This window comes from Streptococcus mitis (assembly GCF_000722705.1).
Lineage (GTDB): Bacteria > Bacillota > Bacilli > Lactobacillales > Streptococcaceae > Streptococcus > Streptococcus mitis_P.
This window is the reverse complement of sequence record NZ_JPFW01000009.1, coordinates 84,658-103,302: the sequence shown is the minus strand read 5'-3', so window position 1 is coordinate 103,302 and position 18,645 is coordinate 84,658. Positions and strand designations below refer to the sequence as shown.

Genomic DNA, 18,645 nt, shown 5'->3' with positions numbered 1-18,645 from the left:
TAGTAGAGTCAGAAAGGAGATGGAATGAAGTTACGAATCGAAATTGACAGCAATTTAGAGGAAACTGAAATTATCATCAAGGCAGCGACTTTGACAGATGAGATTGCGGATTTACAGCGTCTCTTGCAAGAGTCCAAGTCTCCTAGGCTGATTTTTTACAAGGGGACGGGGGAATATTATCTGGACTTGTCGGAAATTCTCTTCTTTGAGACAGAAGGTAGCAAGATTTATGCCCATACTCAGAAAGATGCCTACGAGGTTCGGCTTAAACTTTATGAGTTAGAAGCTATCCTTCCTCGCTATTTCAGTCGGGTATCCAAGTCAACTATTGCTAATATTCGGCAAGTCTATTCGGTGGACAAGTCCTTTTCAGGAACGGGCACCATTTCCTTTTATCAGACCCACAAGGAGGTTCATGTCTCACGGCATTACCAATCCCTCCTAAAAGAAAATCTAAGAAACATGAGGTAAGAACATGAAAAAGCAAGCATTTGGTATTGTGTTGCTGGTTTTAGCAGCTTTGATATTATTACAAGGAAATTTTGGAATCCCTTCTCTGGGAGGGCAAATTTGGCCCTTGATTGGTATTGCATTTTTTACATATCAATCAGTTGGAGCTTTGTTGCGTCGCCACTTAACTTCAGCCTCTTTTACAGCTCTAGTAGCCCTCATGATTGCTAACCACTTTTATGATATTTTACCGATTCCAAATCAGTCACTATTCTGGGCTAGTATTTTAATCGTACTGGGTGTCAACGCACTTACTCATTCTAACAGAACTTGGAATGGGAAAAAATGGTGGTATGACGGTAAAAAGACTATTCTTACAGATAAGGAGGTCGCTTTTGGGACTGGGACTTTCTACAAGCAAAACCAAGAATTGGTAGACGACCAAGTAGAAGTTGGTTTTGGAAATGCTAAGATATATTATGACAATGCAGAGATTTTAGGAGATACTGCAACCCTGAAAGTAGAAGTTGGTTTTGGTAATGCAGTTATCTATGTTCCCCAACATTGGCGAGTGGATTTGAAGGTGGAAACTTTCTGTGGTGTAGCTAAGGCAGATACTTCTCTAGCTCCAACCAGTAAAACCTTGATTATCCGTGGAGATGTGGCTTTTGGGAAGTTAGGAATTGTCTACGTTAAATAAAAAAATCTTCCAATTCCCTTGCCAAAATGAAGAAAGTGTGATAACATAGTACAGTATGTGGTGCTAGCACATCCGCTATATTAGATCTAATAGGAGGAAAATACAATGGCTAAAGTATGTTACTTTACAGGTCGTAAGACTGTATCAGGAAACAACCGTTCACACGCGATGAACCAAACAAAACGTGCCGTAAAACCAAACCTTCAAAAAGTTACTGTTCTTATCGATGGTAAACCTAAAAAAGTTTGGGCTTCAGCTCGTGCTTTGAAATCAGGTAAAGTTGAACGCGTTTAATAATAAAAGCAAAGGAGACCCTAGGGTCTTTTTTCTTTTATTGTAGGTGTGAAATCATTTGAAAAATAGAGTAAATATCCGCTGATACAGTATTCTGCTTTTACACTTGGGCTGAAATATGATAAAATAGAGTATCAACTAGTTGAGGTAAAAAGGATGACTGTAAAAATTAATACAAAAGATGGTCAAATCGAACTAACAGATGAAGTGATTGCAACCGTCGTAGGTGGAGCAGCAACTGAGATTTTTGGTGTGGTCGGTATGGCTAGTAAAAATGCCCTCAAAGATAATTTCCAAGCCCTTCTAGGTAAGGAAAATTATTCCAAAGGTGTCGTCGTAAAGGCGGCCGAAGATGGCAGTATTGCAGTTGATGTATATACCGTGTTGAGCTACGGAACAAAGATTAGCGAAGTGTCAAAAAACATTCAAGAGCGTGTTCGTTTTAGTTTGGAAAACCAACTTGGAATTACCGCTCAGACTGTAAATGTCTACATTCAAAATATCAAAGTTGTAGGAGAATAACCGTGTCAAAAATTACTACTAGCTTATTTCAAGAAATGGTGCAGGCTGCATCAACTCGCTTGAATAAGCAAGCTGAATATGTCAATTCATTAAACGTCTTCCCAGTTCCAGATGGAGATACTGGTACAAATATGGGAATGACCATTGAAAATGGTGCTAAGGAAGTTGCAGACAAGCCAGCTTCTACAGTTGGAGAGGTAGCAAGCATTCTTGCCAAAGGGCTTTTGATGGGTGCGCGTGGGAACTCAGGAGTTATTACGTCTCAGCTTTTCCGTGGATTTTCACAAGCAATCAAGGATAAAGACGAGTTAACAGGTCAAGATTTGGCTCTTGCCTTCCAATCAGGTGTGGAAGTTGCCTATAAGGCCGTTATGAAACCAGTTGAAGGAACGATTTTGACGGTTTCTCGTGGCGCTGCTATCGGTGCTAAGAAAAAAGCTGAGCAAACAGATGACGCTGTTGAAGTCATGCGTGCAGCTTTAGAAGGTGCTAAAACAGCTCTTGCTAAAACGCCAGACTTGCTTCCAGTCTTGAAGGAAGTTGGCGTTGTGGACTCAGGTGGTCAAGGACTGGTCTTCATCTACGAAGGTTTCCTTTCGGCCCTTACTGGCGAATATATTGCATCTGAGGACTTTGTAGCCACTCCTGCTAATATGAGTGAAATGATCAATGCAGAACATCATAAAGCTGTAGCTGGTCATGTAGCGACTGAGGACATCACATTTGGATACTGTACTGAAATCATGGTAGCTCTTAAGCAAGGTCCAACCTATGCTAAAGATTTTGACTACGACGAATTCCGTAACTACTTGAATGAACTTGGGGATTCTCTTCTTGTTGTCAACGATGATGAAATCGTCAAAGTCCATGTCCATACAGAAGATCCAGGACTGGTTATGCAAGAAGGTCTCAAATATGGTAGCTTGGTCAAGGTAAAAGTTGATAATATGCGTAACCAACACGAAGCACAGGTTGAAAAAGAAGCTGCTCAAGTTAGCAAGCCAGCTGAAGAAAAAGAGTATGCTTTGATTGCTGTGGTGGCTGGTAAAGGTCTAGCAGATATCTTCCGTTCGCAAGGCGTAGATTATGTTATTGAAGGCGGTCAAACTATGAACCCTTCAACAGAAGACTTTATCAAGGCTGTTGAACAGGTTAACGCTCGTAACATTATCTTCCTGCCAAACAACAAGAATATTTTCATGGCAGCTCAATCTGCAGCAGAAGTTTTGGAGCAACCAGCAGTAGTGGTGGAAGCTCGCACTCTTCCTCAAGGATTGACTAGTCTTCTTGCCTTTGATCCAAGTAAGTCAATCGAAGAAAACCAAGAGCGTATGACAGCTGCTCTCAGCGATGTCGTTAGCGGAAGCGTCACAACAGCTGTGCGTGATACAACGATTGATGGCTTAGAAATCCATGAAAATGATAATCTTGGTATGGTGGATGGGAAAATTCTCGTGTCAAATCCTGACATGTACCAAACCTTGATAGAAACCTTGAAACATATGTTGGATGAAGATAGTGAAATCGTAACCTTCTATGTCGGTGAAGACGGAAGCGAAGAACTTGCTAATGAAATTGCTCAAGAAATCGCAGAAGAATTCGAAGACGTTGAAGTTGAGATTCACCAAGGTCAACAACCTGTTTACCCATACCTATTTAGTGTGGAATAAGATGAATGAAGGACTGAGAAATCAGTTCTTCTTTCTTTTTGAATAATGGAATCGATATCTTTTAAATAAAAACAAAAAGAATATTCATAAAAAACGTTAAAATAGAAAATTCAGAAAATTTCTTCTTTTCTCTTGAAAAATCTTGAAAAAATGGTATGATAGTAACAAGTTATTTTTAAGTGAAGAGAAAGGGGAACAATGGAGAAAATCAGTTTAGAATCTCCTAAGACGGGGTCGGACCTAGTTTTGGAAACACTTCGTGATTTAGGAATTGATACCATTTTTGGTTATCCTGGTGGTGCTGTCTTGCCTTTTTATGATGCGATATATAATTTTAAAGGCATTCGCCACATTCTAGGACGCCATGAGCAAGGTTGTTTGCATGAAGCTGAAGGTTATGCCAAATCAACTGGAAAGTTGGGTGTTGCCGTCGTCACTAGCGGACCAGGAGCAACAAATGCTATTACAGGGATTGCGGATGCCATGAGCGACAGTGTTCCCCTTTTGGTCTTTACAGGTCAGGTGGCGCGAGCAGGGATTGGGAAAGATGCCTTTCAGGAGGCAGACATCGTGGGAATTACCATGCCAATCACTAAGTACAATTACCAAGTTCGTGAGACAGCTGATATCCCTCGTATCATTACGGAAGCTGTCCATATCGCAACTACTGGTCGTCCAGGGCCGGTCGTCATTGACCTACCTAAAGACGTATCTGCTTTAGAAACAGATTTCATTTATTCACCAGAAGTGAACCTACCAAGCTATCAGCCGACTCTTGAGCCAAATGATATGCAAATCAAAAAAATCTTGAAGCAATTATCCAAGGCTAAAAAACCAGTCTTGTTAGCTGGTGGTGGAATTAGTTATGCTGAAGCAGCTGCGGAATTAAATGAATTTGCAGAACGCTATCAGATTCCAGTGGTAACCAGTCTTTTAGGGCAAGGTACGATTGCAACGACTCACCCACTCTTCCTTGGAATGGGAGGCATGCACGGATCTTTCGCAGCTAATATTGCCATGACGGAAGCTGACTTTATGATTAGTATTGGTTGCCGTTTCGATGACCGCTTGACGGGGAATCCTAAGACCTTCGCTAAGAATGCTAAGGTTGCTCACATTGATATTGACCCAGCTGAGATTGGCAAGATTATCAGCGCGGATATTCCTGTAGTTGGAGATGCTAAGAAAGCCTTGCAAATGTTGCTGGCAGAACCAACCGTTCATAACAATACTGAAAAGTGGATTGAAAAAGTCACTAAAGACAAGAATCGTGTTCGTTCTTATGACAAGAAAGAGCGTGTGGTTCAACCGCAAGCCGTTATTGAACGAATTGGTGAATTGACCAACGGAGATGCCATTGTGGTAACAGACGTTGGACAACACCAAATGTGGACAGCTCAGTATTATCCATACCAAAATGAGCGTCAGTTAGTGACTTCAGGTGGTTTGGGAACGATGGGATTCGGAATTCCAGCAGCAATTGGTGCTAAAATTGCTAACCCAGATAAGGAAGTAGTCTTGTTTGTTGGGGATGGTGGCTTCCAAATGACCAACCAGGAATTGGCTATTTTGAACATTTACAAGGTGCCAATCAAGGTGGTTATGCTGAACAACCACTCACTTGGAATGGTTCGCCAGTGGCAGGAATCCTTCTATGAAGGTAGAACATCTGAGTCAGTCTTTGATACCCTTCCTGATTTTCAATTGATGGCACAGGCTTATGGCATTAAAAACTATAAATTTGATAATCCTGAGACCTTGACTCAAGACCTTGAAGTTATCACTGAGGATGTTCCTATGCTAATCGAGGTAGATATTTCTCGTAAGGAACAGGTGTTACCAATGGTACCAGCTGGTAAGAGTAATCATGAGATGTTGGGGGTGAAGTTCCATGCGTAGAATGTTAACAGCAAAACTACAAAATCGTTCAGGAGTCCTCAATCGCTTTACTGGTGTTCTGTCTCGTCGTCAGGTTAATATCGAAAGCATTTCTGTTGGAGCAACAGAAGATCCGAATGTATCGCGTATTACCATTATTATTGATGTAGCTTCACATGATGAAGTGGAGCAAATCATCAAGCAGCTCAATCGTCAGATTGATGTGATTCGCATTCGAGATATTACAGACAAGCCTCATTTGGAGCGCGAGGTGATTTTGGTTAAGATGTCAGCGCCAGCAGAGAAGCGTGCTGAGATTCTAGCCATTATTCAACCTTTCCGTGCAACGGTGGTGGATGTAGCGCCAAGCACGATTACCATTCAGATGACAGGAAATGCAGAAAAGAGCGAAGCCCTGTTGCGAGTCATTCGACCATACGGTATTCGCAATATTGCTCGAACGGGTGCAACTGGATTTACCCGCGACTAAAAATCCAACTTAAATTTGTTAAATCAGCCTAAAAGGTAATAAATAATAGAAAAGAGAGAAAAAACTATGGCAGTTCAAATGGAATACGAAAAAGATGTTAAAGTAGCAGCACTTGACGGTAAAAAAATCGCCGTTATCGGTTATGGTTCACAAGGACATGCGCATGCTCAAAACTTGCGTGATTCAGGTCGCGATGTCATTATCGGTGTACGTCCAGGTAAATCTTTTGACAAAGCAAAAGAAGACGGATTTGACACTTACACAGTAGCAGAAGCTACTAAATTGGCTGACGTTATCATGATTTTGGCCCCAGACGAAATCCAACAAGAATTGTACGAAGCAGAAATCGCTCCAAACTTGGAAGCTGGAAATGCAGTTGGATTTGCTCACGGTTTCAACATCCACTTTGAATTTATCAAAGTTCCTGCAGATGTAGATGTCTTCATGTGTGCTCCTAAAGGACCAGGACACTTGGTACGTCGTACTTACGAAGAAGGATTTGGTGTTCCAGCTCTTTATGCAGTATATCAAGATGCAACAGGAAATGCTAAAAACATTGCTATGGACTGGTGTAAAGGTGTTGGAGCAGCACGTGTAGGTCTTCTTGAAACAACTTATAAAGAAGAAACTGAAGAAGATTTGTTTGGTGAACAAGCTGTACTTTGTGGTGGTTTGACTGCCCTTATCGAAGCAGGTTTCGAAGTTTTGACAGAAGCAGGCTACGCCCCAGAATTGGCATACTTTGAAGTTCTTCACGAAATGAAATTGATCGTTGACTTGATCTACGAAGGTGGATTCAAGAAAATGCGTCAATCAATTTCAAACACTGCTGAATACGGTGACTATGTATCAGGTCCACGTGTAATCACTGAGCAAGTTAAAGAAAACATGAAAGCTGTCTTGGCAGACATCCAAAATGGTAAATTTGCAAATGACTTTGTAAATGACTATAAAGCTGGACGTCCAAAATTGACTGCTTACCGTGAACAAGCAGCTAACCTTGAAATTGAAAAAGTTGGTGCAGAATTGCGTAAAGCAATGCCATTCGTTGGTAAAAACGACGATGATGCATTCAAAATCTATAACTAATTTATAGAAATTAAGGTGAAGGCGAGTTGGGGGACCTAACTCGCTTTTATAATCAATTCATCTCTCTTTTTAGAGGATGGATTGTGATAGTATGAATAGTCTAGGAGAAAAAGATGTTAAGTTCAAAAGATATCATCAAGGCTCACAAGGTCTTGAACGGTGTGGTTGTGAATACCCCACTGGATTATGATCATTATTTATCGGAGAAGTATGGTGCTAAGATTTATTTGAAAAAGGAAAATGCTCAACGTGTTCGTTCTTTTAAAATTCGTGGTGCCTATTATGCTATTTCTCAGCTCAGCAAGGAAGAGCGTGAGCGTGGGGTGGTCTGTGCTTCTGCGGGAAATCATGCGCAGGGAGTTGCCTATACTTGTAATGAGATGAAAATTCCTGCTACTATTTTCATGCCCATTACTACTCCGCAGCAAAAGATTGGGCAAGTTCGCTTTTTTGGTGGGGACTTCGTAACCATTAAACTAGTTGGAGATACCTTTGATGCTTCTGCTAAGGCAGCTCAAGAATTTACAGTTTCTGAAAATCGTACCTTTATTGATCCCTTTGATGATGCACATGTCCAAGCAGGTCAAGGGACTGTTGCTTATGAGATTTTAGAAGAAGCTCGAAAAGAATCGATTGATTTTGATGCGGTCTTGGTTCCTGTTGGTGGTGGCGGTCTCATTGCTGGGGTTTCTACCTATATCAAGGAAACAAGTCCAGAAATTGAAGTTATTGGGGTAGAGGCGAATGGAGCGCGTTCCATGAAGGCTGCTTTTGAAGCTGGTGGACCTGTTAAGCTCAAGGAAATTGACAAATTTGCAGATGGGATTGCTGTGCAAAAGGTAGGACAGTTGACCTATGAGGCAACTCGCCAACATGTTCAGACTTTAGTAGGTGTCGATGAGGGATTGATTTCTGAAACCTTGATTGACCTCTACTCTAAGCAAGGGATTGTCGCAGAACCTGCTGGAGCAGCTAGTATCGCCTCTTTAGAGGTTTTAGCTGAATATATCAAGGGGAAAACCATTTGTTGTATCATTTCTGGAGGAAATAATGATATCAACCGTATGCCAGAAATGGAAGAGCGTGCCTTGATTTATGATGGGATTAAGCATTACTTTGTGGTCAACTTCCCACAGCGTCCAGGAGCTTTGCGTGAATTTGTAAATGATATCCTAGGGCCAAATGATGATATCACCCGTTTTGAGTATATCAAACGAGCTAGCAAGGGAACAGGACCAGTATTGATTGGGATTGCCTTAGCAGATAAGCATGATTATGCAGGATTGATTCGTCGAATGGAAGGTTTTGATCCAGCTTATATTAACTTAAATGGTAATGAAACGCTCTATAATATGCTTGTCTGAGGACTAATAAAAAAATATCATATTATTTGCACAACCGATGTATAGGTGCTATAATGAGGATGAAGAAAGGGGGCGATTCCTATGAACTTAGGAAAACTATCCTACTATTTCTACTACAACTTATTATAGTACCTATTATTTTTGTTTCATTTTATAATAATAAAAAAGAATCACTTGCTATATATAAGGATACTATTTAAAATACAATATCTTATATATAACTAATTTAAAAATTGTCTAAATATAATAGCAAATAGAGAAAATAATCAGTATTTATGAGGCAGATTTGGAGACTTAATTGATAAAATCAATTTGATACTTGTAAAATGAGAGTAGTAGAAAAGTTTGTGACATTAGGAAGTCATATTCTAGGTGCTGGCTATGAAGTTGGTGTTTGAAAAGAATATGTAAAAGCTGATGAGACAAGTCCATTGTACCAGTTGAAAAAGAAAATAAGCTTTAAAGCATGACAGGAAGGAATCTCGGATAAGGAGAAAGGAAAGAGATAGTTAAGAGGTAATCAGAGGAGAATATTATCTTTGGTAGCTTTAACCATTTTAAAGGAATGTATAGAATTACTTAAATAAGACTCCTGTCTATCCTATTGAGTAGCTGGTATGTAGTTTATATGAATATTCTTACATATTTGAAGTTTAATAATGCAATTATTTTTTAGGTAGTTGCTAATGGTTTATAGCAAGTAAAAACCTATATATTATCGGCTTTAAAAAAGAAGTAAGAAAAATAAAAATCTTTTATTTTATTGAATATATGTTTTTTTATTGACAAAAGACATAAAAACGTATAGAATAATATATCGTAAAGAAGAAAATAGGAGAAGGACATGGCTAAGTCAAACTTTGAAAAAGTAGAATCAGTTGTTGGCTGGGTTCGTGATAAGAAAATCACAGGCTACCGTATCTCTAAAGAAACGAATGCGCGTGAAATGTCTATCATTGCTCTAGCGCAGGGTCGTGCAAAAGTAAAAAATATTTCATTTGAAACAGCTCTAGGTTTAATTGATTTCTATGAAAAAAATCATGAAAAATTTGAAGATTAATCTTTGGATAATGGCGGATTCTTGAATTGGGTCTGCCTTTTCATTTTGAGGACAGCAAAAAGACTGCATGGTTGATGCAGCCTTTTCTTTTTATTTGAGATAGCGTTGAAGGAATTCTTTTGTACGGTCTTCTTTAGGATTGGTGAATAGGTCTTCTGGTTTACCTTCTTCAGCAATAACACCCTTATCCATAAAGATAACACGGTGAGAGACATCACGAGCGAATTCCATCTCGTGAGTCACTACAATCATAGTCAAGCCCTCTTGGGCTAGTTCCTGCATGATTTTAAGGACTTCTCCAACCATTTCTGGATCGAGAGCTGATGTTGGTTCATCAAAGAGAATGGCGTCAGGATTCATTGAGAGGGCGCGAGCGATGGCCACACGTTGTTTTTGACCACCTGAGAGTTGTTTTGGTTTCGCTTGCCAGTAGCGTTCTCCCATGCCGACTTTTTCTAGGTTTTCTTTGGCAATTTTTTCAGCTTCTGTACGTTCGCGTTTAAGGACAGTCGTCTGAGCGACGATTGTGTTTTCAAGAACGTTGAGATTCTCAAAGAGATTAAAGGATTGGAACACCATTCCTAGTTTTTCACGGTATTGTGTGAGGTCATAACCTTTTTCGAGGACGTTTTGTCCATGATAAAGGATTTGTCCATCAGTTGGCGTTTCAAGAAGGTTAATGGAGCGTAGGAAGGTCGATTTTCCGCTTCCAGAGCTTCCGATGATAGAGATGACTTCTCCCTTATGGACAGTGAGAGAAATATCTTTTAGCACTTCGTTTTGTCCATAGGATTTTTTGAGGTGTTTAATTTCAAGGATTGCTTGTGTCATTATTTCAAATCCTCCGTTTGCATTTGGTTAGCACCTGTAGTATAGGTATCCATATCCATTCGGCGTTCGATGAAGCGTAGGATACGCGTTACGGTGAAGGTAAGGACAAAGTAAATCACGGCGATGATTGTAAATGTCTGGAAGTATTGATAGGTTTGAGTTGCCACGGTATTTCCTGAGAAATAAAGTTCGACAACAGAGATAACGTTCAATACAGATGTATCTTTGATATTGATGACAAATTCATTACCAGTTGCTGGTAGGATGTTACGGACTACCTGAGGTAAGACAATCTTACGCATGGTTTGGTTATGAGTCATACCAAGAGCAGTAGCAGCTTCAAATTGTCCCCTGTCAACTGCTAGGATACCACCACGGACGATTTCAGTCATGTAGGCACCAGTGTTGATTGAAACGATGAAGATAGCAGCCAGTGTGCGGTCAAGGTTGATACCGAAAGCTTGAGCAGTTCCATAGTAGATAACCATTGATTGAACGATCATAGGTGTACCACGGAAAATTTCGATATAGACATTGAGAATCCAGCCGACTAGTTTTTGTAGGCCATAAATGGCTTTATTCTCAGAGAGAGGAGCAGTACGGAAAACACCAATAGCAAGGCCAATAATGAGACCTATGATGGTTCCGACGATAGAGATTAAAAGAGTGATACCAGCACCACGCAAGAGTTGTTGCCAGTTTTCAGAAAGAATTTTAGCGACTTGGTTAAAGAAACTACTGCTAGTCTCTTCAGTTGTTGTAGCTTCGGCAGGTTGTTCCTTGATCATACGATCCATCAGGGCAACTTGCTCATCTTTTGAAATGGTTTCAATGCTGGCATTGATCTGGCTAATACGATTGTCATCTTTACGAAGTCCAATGGCAATAGCTGTATCTTCTTCTCCAGTTTTGAAACCTGGTTCTACTTGAACCATCTTAAACTTAGAGTTAGCAACTTCGGCAGTCAGTGCTTCAGGGCGCTCAGAAACATAGGCATCGATGACACCAGCCTCAAGTGCTTGGCGCATTTGAGCGAAGTCTCCCATGGCTGTTTCTTTTTTAGCGCCTGGGATTTGACCAATCAAGTCATAAAGGTAAACCCCTTGTTGGGAAGTGATTTTCGCACCATTAAAGTCATCCAAAGATTTAGCATTCGCATAGGCAGAATCTTTTTTGATGAGTAAGACAGGTTCGCTAGTGTAGTAACTGCTTGAAAAGGCGATTTCTTGTTTGCGTTCGGCAGTAGGACTCATACCTGCGATAATCATATCAATCTTACCAGAAGTAAGGGCAGGGACTAGACCTTCCCACTTGGTTTTAACAACCAAAGGCTCTTTGCCTAAGTCCTTAGCAATTTTCTTGGCAATCTGGACATCGTATCCATTGGCGTACTGGTTGGTTCCATCAATTTTGACAGCTCCATTGCTGTCATCATCCTGGGTCCAGTTAAAGGGGGCATATGCTGCTTCCATCCCGATGCGTAAATATTCATCGGCTTGAGCAACATTGACAAATCCTAGCATCAGCAAGAGACTTGTGAAAATAGATAAGTATATTTTTCTCATGATTTCTCCTATTTCTAATCTATTAAAAAATAACTGTCTCCTATTTTATCGAAAAAAACTCTATTTTTCAATATAGGTAAGCCCTTACTTGAGAAAAAATGATATAATGATAGCAAAGATAAAAAGGGGGCTTAATTGATGAAAAAAACTTTTTTCTTACTGGTCTTAGGCTTGTTTTGCCTTCTGCCATTCTCTGTTTTTGCCATTGATTTCAAGATAAACTCCTACCAAGGGGATTTGTATATTCATGCAGACAACACGGCAGAATTTAGACAAAAGATAGTTTATCAGTTTGAGGAGGACTTTAAGGGCCAAATCGTGGGGCTTGGACGTGCTGGCAAGATGCCTAGCGGATTTGACATTGATCCTCATCCAAAGGTTCAGGCCGCGAAAAATGGTGCTGAACTGACAGATGTTACTAGCGAAGTGACAGAAGAAGCAAATGGTTATACTGTGAAAGTCTACAATTCAGGTCAGGGGGGCGACATAGTTGAAGTTGACCTCACATGGAATTTAAAAAATTTGCTTTTTCTATATGATGACATCGCTGAATTAAATTGGCAACCTTTAACAGATAGTTCAGGGGCTATTGGAAAGTTTGAATTTCATGTAAGGGGAGAGAAGGGGGCTGAAAAACTCTTTTTCCATACAGGGAAACTCTTTAGAGAGGGAACGATTGAAAAGAGTAGCCTTGATTATACTATTCGTTTGGACAATCTTCCAGCTAAGCGTGGAGTTGAGTTGCATGCCTATTGGCCTCGGACCGATTTTGCTAGCGCTAGGGATCAGGGATTGAAAGGGAATCACTTAGAAGAGTTTAATAAGATAGAAGACTCGATTGTTAGAGAAAAAGCTCAGAGTAAACAACTCCTTACTTGGGTGTTTCCTTTGATCCTTTCCATCTCCTTGTTATTGAGTGTCTGTTTCTATTTTATTTATAGAAGAAAGACCATTCCTTCAGTCAAATATGCTAAAAATCATCGTCTCTATGAACCACCAATGGAATTAGAGCCTATGGTTTTATCAGAGGCTGTCTACTCGACCTCCTTGGAGGAAGTGAGTCCCTTAGTCAAGGGGGCTGGCAAATTCACCTTTGATCAACTCATTCAAGCTACTTTGTTAGATGTGATAGACCGTGGGAATGTCTCTATCATTTCAGAAGGAGATGCTGTTGGCTTGAGGCTGGTAAGAGAAGATGGTTTGTCAAGCTTTGAGATAGACTGTCTAAATCTGGCCTTTTCAGGTAAAAAAGAAGCCACTCTTTCCAACTTGTTTGCAGATTACAAGGTATCTGATAGTCTTTATCGTGGGGCAAAAGTCTCTGATGAAAAACGGATTCAAGCAAAGGGGCGTCAGCTCAAATCTTCTTTCGAAGAAGTATTAAAAGAGATGCAAGAAGGGGTAAGAAATCGAGTTTCCTTCTGGGGGCTTCCAGATTATTATCGTCCTTTAACTGGTGGGGAAAAGGCTTTGCAAGTGGGGATGGGTCTCTCTACTGTCCTGCCTCTATTTATTGGATTTGGTTTCTTCTTGTACAGTTTAGACGTTCATGGCTATCTTTACCTCCCCTTGCCAATACTTGGTTTTATAGGTTTAGTTTTGGCTGTTTTCTATTATTGGAAGCTTCGACTAGATAATCGTGATGGTGTCTTAAATGAAGCGGGAGCAGAAGTTTACTATCTCTGGACCAGTTTTGAAAATATGTTGCGTGAGATTGCACGATTGGATCAGGCAGAGTTGGAAAGTATTGTGGTCTGGAATCGCCTCTTGGTCTATGCGACCTTATTTGGCTATGCGGACAAGGTCAGTCATTTGATGAAGGTTCATCACATCCAAGTAGAAAATCCAGATATCAATCTCTATGTAGCTTATGGCTGGCATAGTATGTTTTATCATTCAACAGCGCAAATGAGCCATTATGCCAGCGTCGCAAATACAGCAAGTACCTACTCGGTATCTTCTGGAAGCGGAAGTTCTGGCGGCGGCTTCTCTGGAGGTGGTGGCGGTGGCAGTATTGGTGCCTTTTAAAGAGAACTGTCATAGACTGAAAAAGTATGCTATAATGGAAGATAGAAAAAGGAGTAATCTATGTATCTTATTGAAATTTTAAAATCTATCTTCTTCGGTATTGTTGAAGGAATTACGGAATGGTTGCCCATTTCCAGTACAGGGCACTTGATTTTAGCAGAAGAATTTATCCAATACCAAAATCAAAACGAAACCTTTATGTCCATGTTTAATGTCGTGATTCAGCTGGGTGCTATTTTGGCGGTTATGGTTATTTACTTTAATAAACTCAATCCTTTCAAACCGACTAAGGACAAGCAGGAAGTTCGTAAGACTTGGAGACTATGGTTGAAGGTCTTGATTGCGACCTTGCCTTTACTTGCTGTCTTTAAGTTTGATGATTGGTTTGATACCCACTTCCATAATATGGTTTCTGTTGCTCTCATGTTGATTATCTATGGGATTGCCTTTATCTATTTGGAAAAGCGCAATAAAGCGCGTGCTATCGAGCCAAGTGTGACAGAGTTGGACAAGCTTCCTTATACGACAGCTTTCTATATCGGACTCTTCCAAGTTCTTGCCCTTTTACCAGGAACTAGTCGTTCTGGGGCAACGATTGTCGGCGGTTTGTTAAATGGAACTAGTCGTTCTGTTGTGACTGAATTTACCTTCTATCTTGGAATTCCTGTTATGTTTGGAGCTAGTGCCTTAAAGATTTTCAAATTTGTAAAAGCAGGACAGCTCTTGAGCTTTGGACAATTATTCTTGCTCTTGGTTGCCATGGGAGTAGCCTTTGCAGTCAGCATGGTCGCTATTCGTTTCTTGACAAGCTATGTGAAAAAACACGACTTTACTCTTTTTGGTAAATACCGCATCGTACTTGGTAGTATCTTGCTACTTTACAGCTTTGTTCGTTTATTTGTATAAGAAAAACCTTGAAGGGGCAACTCTTCAAGGTTTTAAAATCCAGTCAGGGTAATCCCCAACAGGCGGACACCTCTTTCTTTCTCGTCTAACTCTTCATAGAGTTGTAGGGCTATTTGGCTTATCTGACTAGCATCCTGTGTTTTTTGAGCCAGACTTTTTCGTTTAGTAAGAGTTGAAAAGTCCTCGTATCGAATTTTCAGAATGACAATTTTTCCAGCTTTTTCTTGTTGATTGAGATTGAGAGCGACTTTTTCTGATAGGAGTGTCAGCTCTTTTTTGATGTCTTCCTCAGCACGGAGAATCTTCCCATAGGTTTTCTCCTTGCCGATTGATTTACGGATGCGATTGGATTTGACGGGGGAATTGTGGATACCACGAACCTTTCGATAAAGGTCATAGCCCAGTCTGCCAAAGCGGTCTATCAGAGTTACTTCAGGGACTTCCAGTAGATCAGCACCAGTAAAAACTTCCATTTGATGAAGACGTTCTACCGTCTTTTTTCCTACTACATGAAACTTGGAAATATCCATTTGTTTGAGAAAATCCTCAGCTTGTTCAGGTAAAATAACTGTCAGACCGTGTGGCTTTTTATAATCGCTGGCCATTTTAGCTAAGAATTTGTTATAAGAGACGCCTGCAGAAGCAGTCAGGTGTAGTTCCTGCCAGATATCCTCTTGAATGAGACGAGCGATTTTGACCGCTGACTTGATACCGAGTTTATTTTCTGTTACATCCAAATAGGCTTCATCAATGCTCATGGGTTCAATCAAATCTGTATATCGTTTAAAGATAGCTCGAATCTGTAGTCCCACAGACTTGTATTTCTCATAATTTCCTGAGATAAAGACGGCCTGGGGACATCGTTCATAAGCTTCCTTGGAACTCATAGCAGAATGGACACCAAAAGCTCGTGCCTCATAGCTACAAGTAGAAACGACACCACGCCCACCTGTTTGCCGAGGATCGCTTCCGATAATGACAGGTTTTCCTTTGAGTTTAGGATTATCTCTGATTTCTACCGCAGCAAAAAAGGCATCCATGTCAATATGAATGATTTTTCTTGACAAATCATTTAACAAAGGAAAAATCAACATACCTAGCCCCTTTTTACCAATTATGTTCTTTTATTATACCCTTTTTTCTGAAAAAAAGAAAAAAGGCTTTAATTTTTTCAAAAATATAATACAGTTTGGTATAGAGATTAGTCTGTGTTAGAAAAGAAAGTGTAAAAATAAGGAATTTTCGCTTGTTGAAATCGGTTACTGTATGGTATACTAGTTTCATAAATGTAACAGATGACTGTTACTAGAAAGAAAACAGAGGACATTAACATGGTTGTTAAAACAGTTGTTGAAGCACAAGATATTTTTGACAAAGCTTGGGAAGGCTTCAAAGGCGTAGATTGGAAAGAAAAAGCAAGTGTATCACGCTTCGTACAAGCAAACTACACACCTTACGATGGAGACGAAAGCTTCCTTGCAGGACCAACAGAACGTTCACTACACATCAAAAAAATTGTAGAAGAAACTAAGGCTCACTACGAAGAAACTCGTTTCCCAATGGACACTCGTCCAACATCTATCGCTGATATTCCAGCAGGATTTATTGATAAAGAAAACGAAGTTATCTTTGGTATCCAAAATGACGAACTCTTCAAATTGAACTTCATGCCAAAAGGTGGTATCCGTATGGCTGAAACTACTTTGAAAGAAAATGGATACGAACCAGATCCAGCTGTTCACGAAATCTTCACTAAATATGTAACAACAGTTAACGACGGTATCTTCCGTGCTTACACTTCAAACATCCGTCGTGCTCGTCACGCTCACACTGTAACTGGTCTTCCAGATGCATATTCGCGCGGACGTATCATCGGTGTTTACGCACGTCTTGCTCTTTATGGTGCAGACTACTTGATGCAAGAAAAAGTAAACGACTGGAATGCAATTGAAGAAATCGATGAAGAAACAATCCGTCTTCGTGAAGAAATCAACCTTCAATACCAAGCATTGCAACAAGTTGTTCGCTTGGGTGACCTTTACGGTGTTGACGTTCGCAAACCAGCGATGAACACTAAAGAAGCTATCCAATGGGTTAACATTGCCTTCATGGCTGTCTGCCGTGTGATTAACGGTGCTGCAACATCTCTTGGACGTGTGCCAATCGTACTTGATATCTTTGCAGAACGTGACCTTGCTCGTGGTACATTTACTGAATCAGAAATCCAAGAATTCGTTGATGATTTCGTTATGAAACTTCGTACAGTTAAATTTGCTCGTACAAAAGCTTATGACCAATTGTACTCAGGTGACCCAACATTCATCACAACTTCTATGGCTGGTATGGGTAACGACGGTCGTCACCGTGTTACTAAGATGGACTACCGTTTCTTGAACACTCTTGACAATATCGGTAACTCTCCAGAACCAAACTTGACAGTTCTTTGGACTGACAAATTGCCATACAACTTCCGTCGCTACTGTATGCACATGAGTCACAAACACTCTTCTATCCAATACGAAGGTGTAACAACAATGGCTAAAGACGGATATGGTGAAATGAGTTGTATCTCATGCTGTGTGTCTCCACTTGACCCAGAAAATGAAGAACAACGCCACAACATCCAGTACTTCGGTGCGCGTGTAAACGTATTGAAAGCCCTTCTTACTGGTTTGAACGGTGGTTACGACGATGTTCACAAAGACTACAAAGTATTTGACATCGAACCAATCCGTGACGAAGTTCTTGAATTTGAATCAGTTAAAGAAAACTTTGAAAAATCTCTTGACTGGTTGACTGACACTTACGTAGATGCTTTGAACATCATCCACTACATGACTGATAAGTACAACTACGAAGCTGTTCAAATGGCCTTCTTGCCAACTAAACAACGTGCGAACATGGGATTCGGTATCTGTGGATTTGCTAACACTGTTGACACATTGTCAGCTATCAAATACGCTACAGTTAAACCAATCCGTGACGAAAATGGCTACATCTACGATTACGAAACAATCGGTGAATACCCACGTTGGGGTGAAGATGACCCACGTTCAAACGAATTGGCAGAATGGTTGATCGAAGCTTACACAACTCGTCTACGTAGCCACAAACTTTACAAGGACGCAGAAGCTACTGTATCACTTTTGACAATCACATCTAACGTTGCTTACTCTAAACAAACTGGTAACTCACCAGTCCACAAAGGTGTATACCTCAACGAAGATGGTTCTGTGAACTTGTCTAAACTTGAATTCTTCTCACCAGGTGCTAACCCATCTAACAAAGCTAAAGGTGGATGGTTGCAAAACTTGAACTCACTTTCTAGCCTTGACTTCAGTTATGCAGCTGATGGTATCTCATTGACAACTCAAGTTTCACCTCGCGCTCTTGGTAAGACTCGTGACGAACAAGTTGATAACTTGGTAACAATCCTTGATGGTTACTTCGAAAACGGTGGACAACACGTTAACTTGAACGTTATGGACTTGAACGATGTTTACGAAAAGATCATGTCAGGAGAAGACGTTATCGTACGTATCTCTGGATACTGTGTAAACACTAAATACCTCACTCCAGAACAAAAAACTGAATTGACACAACGTGTCTTCCACGAAGTTCTTTCAATGGATGATGCATTGGATGCATTGAGCTAATCAAGTTATTGAATAATGAAAATGAACCCTCGGTCAAACGACTGAGGGTTTTTGGGGCTTTTAAATTCTTTAATACTCAATAAAAATCAAAGAGCAAACTAGGAAGCTAGCCGCAGGTTGCTCAAAACACTGTTTTGAGGTT

General features: G+C 40.3%; 16 protein-coding genes. 13 read left to right on the top strand and 3 right to left on the bottom strand.

The features are described 5' to 3' along the window. The first annotated feature begins 24 nt into the window (after positions 1 to 24). The 10 genes from SK642_RS08265 (at position 25) to SK642_RS08220 (ending at position 9,517) form a co-directional block, all read left to right on the top strand. Positions 25 to 471 (top strand): LytTR family DNA-binding domain-containing protein, encoded by a 447-nt coding sequence (locus SK642_RS08265; protein WP_033684350.1) that lies wholly within the window; start codon positions 25 to 27, stop codon positions 469 to 471. Positions 472 to 475: 4 nt separating this feature from the next. Beyond that, on the top strand, positions 476 to 1,150 hold the full coding sequence (locus SK642_RS08260) for a LiaF transmembrane domain-containing protein (protein WP_033684349.1): 675 nt from the start codon (positions 476 to 478) through the stop codon (positions 1,148 to 1,150). Between the two features lie 105 nt (positions 1,151 to 1,255). Continuing rightward, a complete protein-coding gene (rpmB, locus tag SK642_RS08255; RefSeq protein ID WP_001140948.1) occupies positions 1,256 to 1,444 on the top strand; it encodes a 50S ribosomal protein L28 in 189 nt (62 codons plus the stop codon). Between the two features lie 156 nt (positions 1,445 to 1,600). Next, entirely contained in the window at positions 1,601 to 1,966 is a 366-nt protein-coding gene (locus SK642_RS08250; RefSeq protein ID WP_000216437.1) for an Asp23/Gls24 family envelope stress response protein, read from the top strand. A 2-nt stretch (positions 1,967 to 1,968) separates the two neighbouring features. After that, a complete protein-coding gene (locus SK642_RS08245) occupies positions 1,969 to 3,636 on the top strand; it encodes a DAK2 domain-containing protein (protein WP_033684348.1) in 1,668 nt (555 codons plus the stop codon). A gap of 198 nt (positions 3,637 to 3,834) precedes the next feature. Continuing rightward, entirely contained in the window at positions 3,835 to 5,535 is a 1,701-nt protein-coding gene (locus SK642_RS08240; RefSeq protein ID WP_033684347.1) for an acetolactate synthase large subunit, read from the top strand. Then, positions 5,528 to 6,004, top strand: coding sequence for an acetolactate synthase small subunit (ilvN, locus tag SK642_RS08235; protein ID WP_001253805.1), 477 nt, complete (start codon positions 5,528 to 5,530; stop codon positions 6,002 to 6,004). Before SK642_RS08240 ends, ilvN begins: the two co-directional genes overlap by 8 nt. Before the next feature lie 66 nt (positions 6,005 to 6,070). Further along, positions 6,071 to 7,093 carry a ketol-acid reductoisomerase gene (gene ilvC, locus SK642_RS08230; protein WP_000290683.1) on the top strand — a complete coding sequence of 341 codons (1,023 nt, stop codon included), beginning with the start codon at positions 6,071 to 6,073 and terminating at the stop codon, positions 7,091 to 7,093. A 113-nt stretch (positions 7,094 to 7,206) separates the two neighbouring features. Further along, positions 7,207 to 8,457, top strand: a complete 1,251-nt coding sequence (gene ilvA, locus SK642_RS08225) for a threonine ammonia-lyase IlvA (protein ID WP_000952975.1) — start codon at positions 7,207 to 7,209, stop codon at positions 8,455 to 8,457. 844 nt (positions 8,458 to 9,301) lie between these two features. Then, positions 9,302 to 9,517, top strand: a complete 216-nt coding sequence (locus SK642_RS08220; protein WP_001130036.1) for a hypothetical protein — start codon at positions 9,302 to 9,304, stop codon at positions 9,515 to 9,517. 90 nt (positions 9,518 to 9,607) lie between these two features. On the opposite strand, the gene SK642_RS08215 is transcribed toward SK642_RS08220, so the two are convergent. Continuing rightward, positions 9,608 to 10,348: an amino acid ABC transporter ATP-binding protein gene (locus SK642_RS08215; RefSeq protein ID WP_033680755.1), complete on the bottom strand. Its 741-nt coding sequence runs from the start codon at positions 10,346 to 10,348 to the stop codon at positions 9,608 to 9,610. After that, on the bottom strand, positions 10,348 to 11,913 hold the full coding sequence (locus tag SK642_RS08210; protein WP_033684346.1) for an ABC transporter substrate-binding protein/permease: 1,566 nt from the start codon (positions 11,911 to 11,913) through the stop codon (positions 10,348 to 10,350). The genes SK642_RS08215 and SK642_RS08210 overlap by 1 nt, the downstream gene beginning before the upstream one ends. Before the next feature lie 138 nt (positions 11,914 to 12,051). On the opposite strand from SK642_RS08210, the gene SK642_RS08205 reads away from it, so the two are divergent. Continuing rightward, positions 12,052 to 13,941, top strand: coding sequence for a DUF2207 domain-containing protein (locus tag SK642_RS08205; protein ID WP_033684345.1), 1,890 nt, complete (start codon positions 12,052 to 12,054; stop codon positions 13,939 to 13,941). A gap of 60 nt (positions 13,942 to 14,001) precedes the next feature. Continuing rightward, on the top strand, positions 14,002 to 14,847 hold the full coding sequence (locus SK642_RS08200; RefSeq protein ID WP_033684344.1) for an undecaprenyl-diphosphate phosphatase: 846 nt from the start codon (positions 14,002 to 14,004) through the stop codon (positions 14,845 to 14,847). A 32-nt stretch (positions 14,848 to 14,879) separates the two neighbouring features. Here SK642_RS08200 and dinB read toward each other — a convergent pair whose 3' ends face one another. Next, the gene (gene dinB / locus SK642_RS08195; protein WP_033684343.1) at positions 14,880 to 15,941 is read right to left on the bottom strand and encodes a DNA polymerase IV; all 1,062 of its coding nucleotides are present in this window, start codon (positions 15,939 to 15,941) and stop codon (positions 14,880 to 14,882) included. A gap of 237 nt (positions 15,942 to 16,178) precedes the next feature. On the opposite strand from dinB, the gene pflB reads away from it, so the two are divergent. Beyond that, positions 16,179 to 18,503 (top strand): formate C-acetyltransferase, encoded by a 2,325-nt coding sequence (pflB, locus tag SK642_RS08190; protein WP_033684342.1) that lies wholly within the window; start codon positions 16,179 to 16,181, stop codon positions 18,501 to 18,503. Positions 18,504 to 18,645: the final 142 nt, after the last annotated feature.

Bases quoted from the DNA above. Each gene is read 5' to 3' on its own strand.
- SK642_RS08265 (WP_033684350.1), top strand. From the start codon at position 25: ATGAAGTTACGAATCGAAATTGACAGCAATTTAGAGGAAACTGAAATT.
- SK642_RS08260 (WP_033684349.1), top strand. From the start codon at position 476: ATGAAAAAGCAAGCATTTGGTATTGTGTTGCTGGTTTTAGCAGCTTTG.
- rpmB (WP_001140948.1), top strand. From the start codon at position 1,256: ATGGCTAAAGTATGTTACTTTACAGGTCGTAAGACTGTATCAGGAAAC.
- SK642_RS08250 (WP_000216437.1), top strand. From the start codon at position 1,601: ATGACTGTAAAAATTAATACAAAAGATGGTCAAATCGAACTAACAGAT.
- SK642_RS08240 (WP_033684347.1), top strand. From the start codon at position 3,835: ATGGAGAAAATCAGTTTAGAATCTCCTAAGACGGGGTCGGACCTAGTT.
- ilvN (WP_001253805.1), top strand. From the start codon at position 5,528: ATGCGTAGAATGTTAACAGCAAAACTACAAAATCGTTCAGGAGTCCTC.
- ilvC (WP_000290683.1), top strand. From the start codon at position 6,071: ATGGCAGTTCAAATGGAATACGAAAAAGATGTTAAAGTAGCAGCACTT.
- ilvA (WP_000952975.1), top strand. From the start codon at position 7,207: ATGTTAAGTTCAAAAGATATCATCAAGGCTCACAAGGTCTTGAACGGT.
- SK642_RS08220 (WP_001130036.1), top strand. From the start codon at position 9,302: ATGGCTAAGTCAAACTTTGAAAAAGTAGAATCAGTTGTTGGCTGGGTT.
- SK642_RS08215 (WP_033680755.1), bottom strand. From the start codon at position 10,348: ATGACACAAGCAATCCTTGAAATTAAACACCTCAAAAAATCCTATGGA.
- SK642_RS08210 (WP_033684346.1), bottom strand. From the start codon at position 11,913: ATGAGAAAAATATACTTATCTATTTTCACAAGTCTCTTGCTGATGCTA.
- SK642_RS08205 (WP_033684345.1), top strand. From the start codon at position 12,052: ATGAAAAAAACTTTTTTCTTACTGGTCTTAGGCTTGTTTTGCCTTCTG.
- SK642_RS08200 (WP_033684344.1), top strand. From the start codon at position 14,002: ATGTATCTTATTGAAATTTTAAAATCTATCTTCTTCGGTATTGTTGAA.
- dinB (WP_033684343.1), bottom strand. From the start codon at position 15,941: ATGTTGATTTTTCCTTTGTTAAATGATTTGTCAAGAAAAATCATTCAT.
- pflB (WP_033684342.1), top strand. From the start codon at position 16,179: ATGGTTGTTAAAACAGTTGTTGAAGCACAAGATATTTTTGACAAAGCT.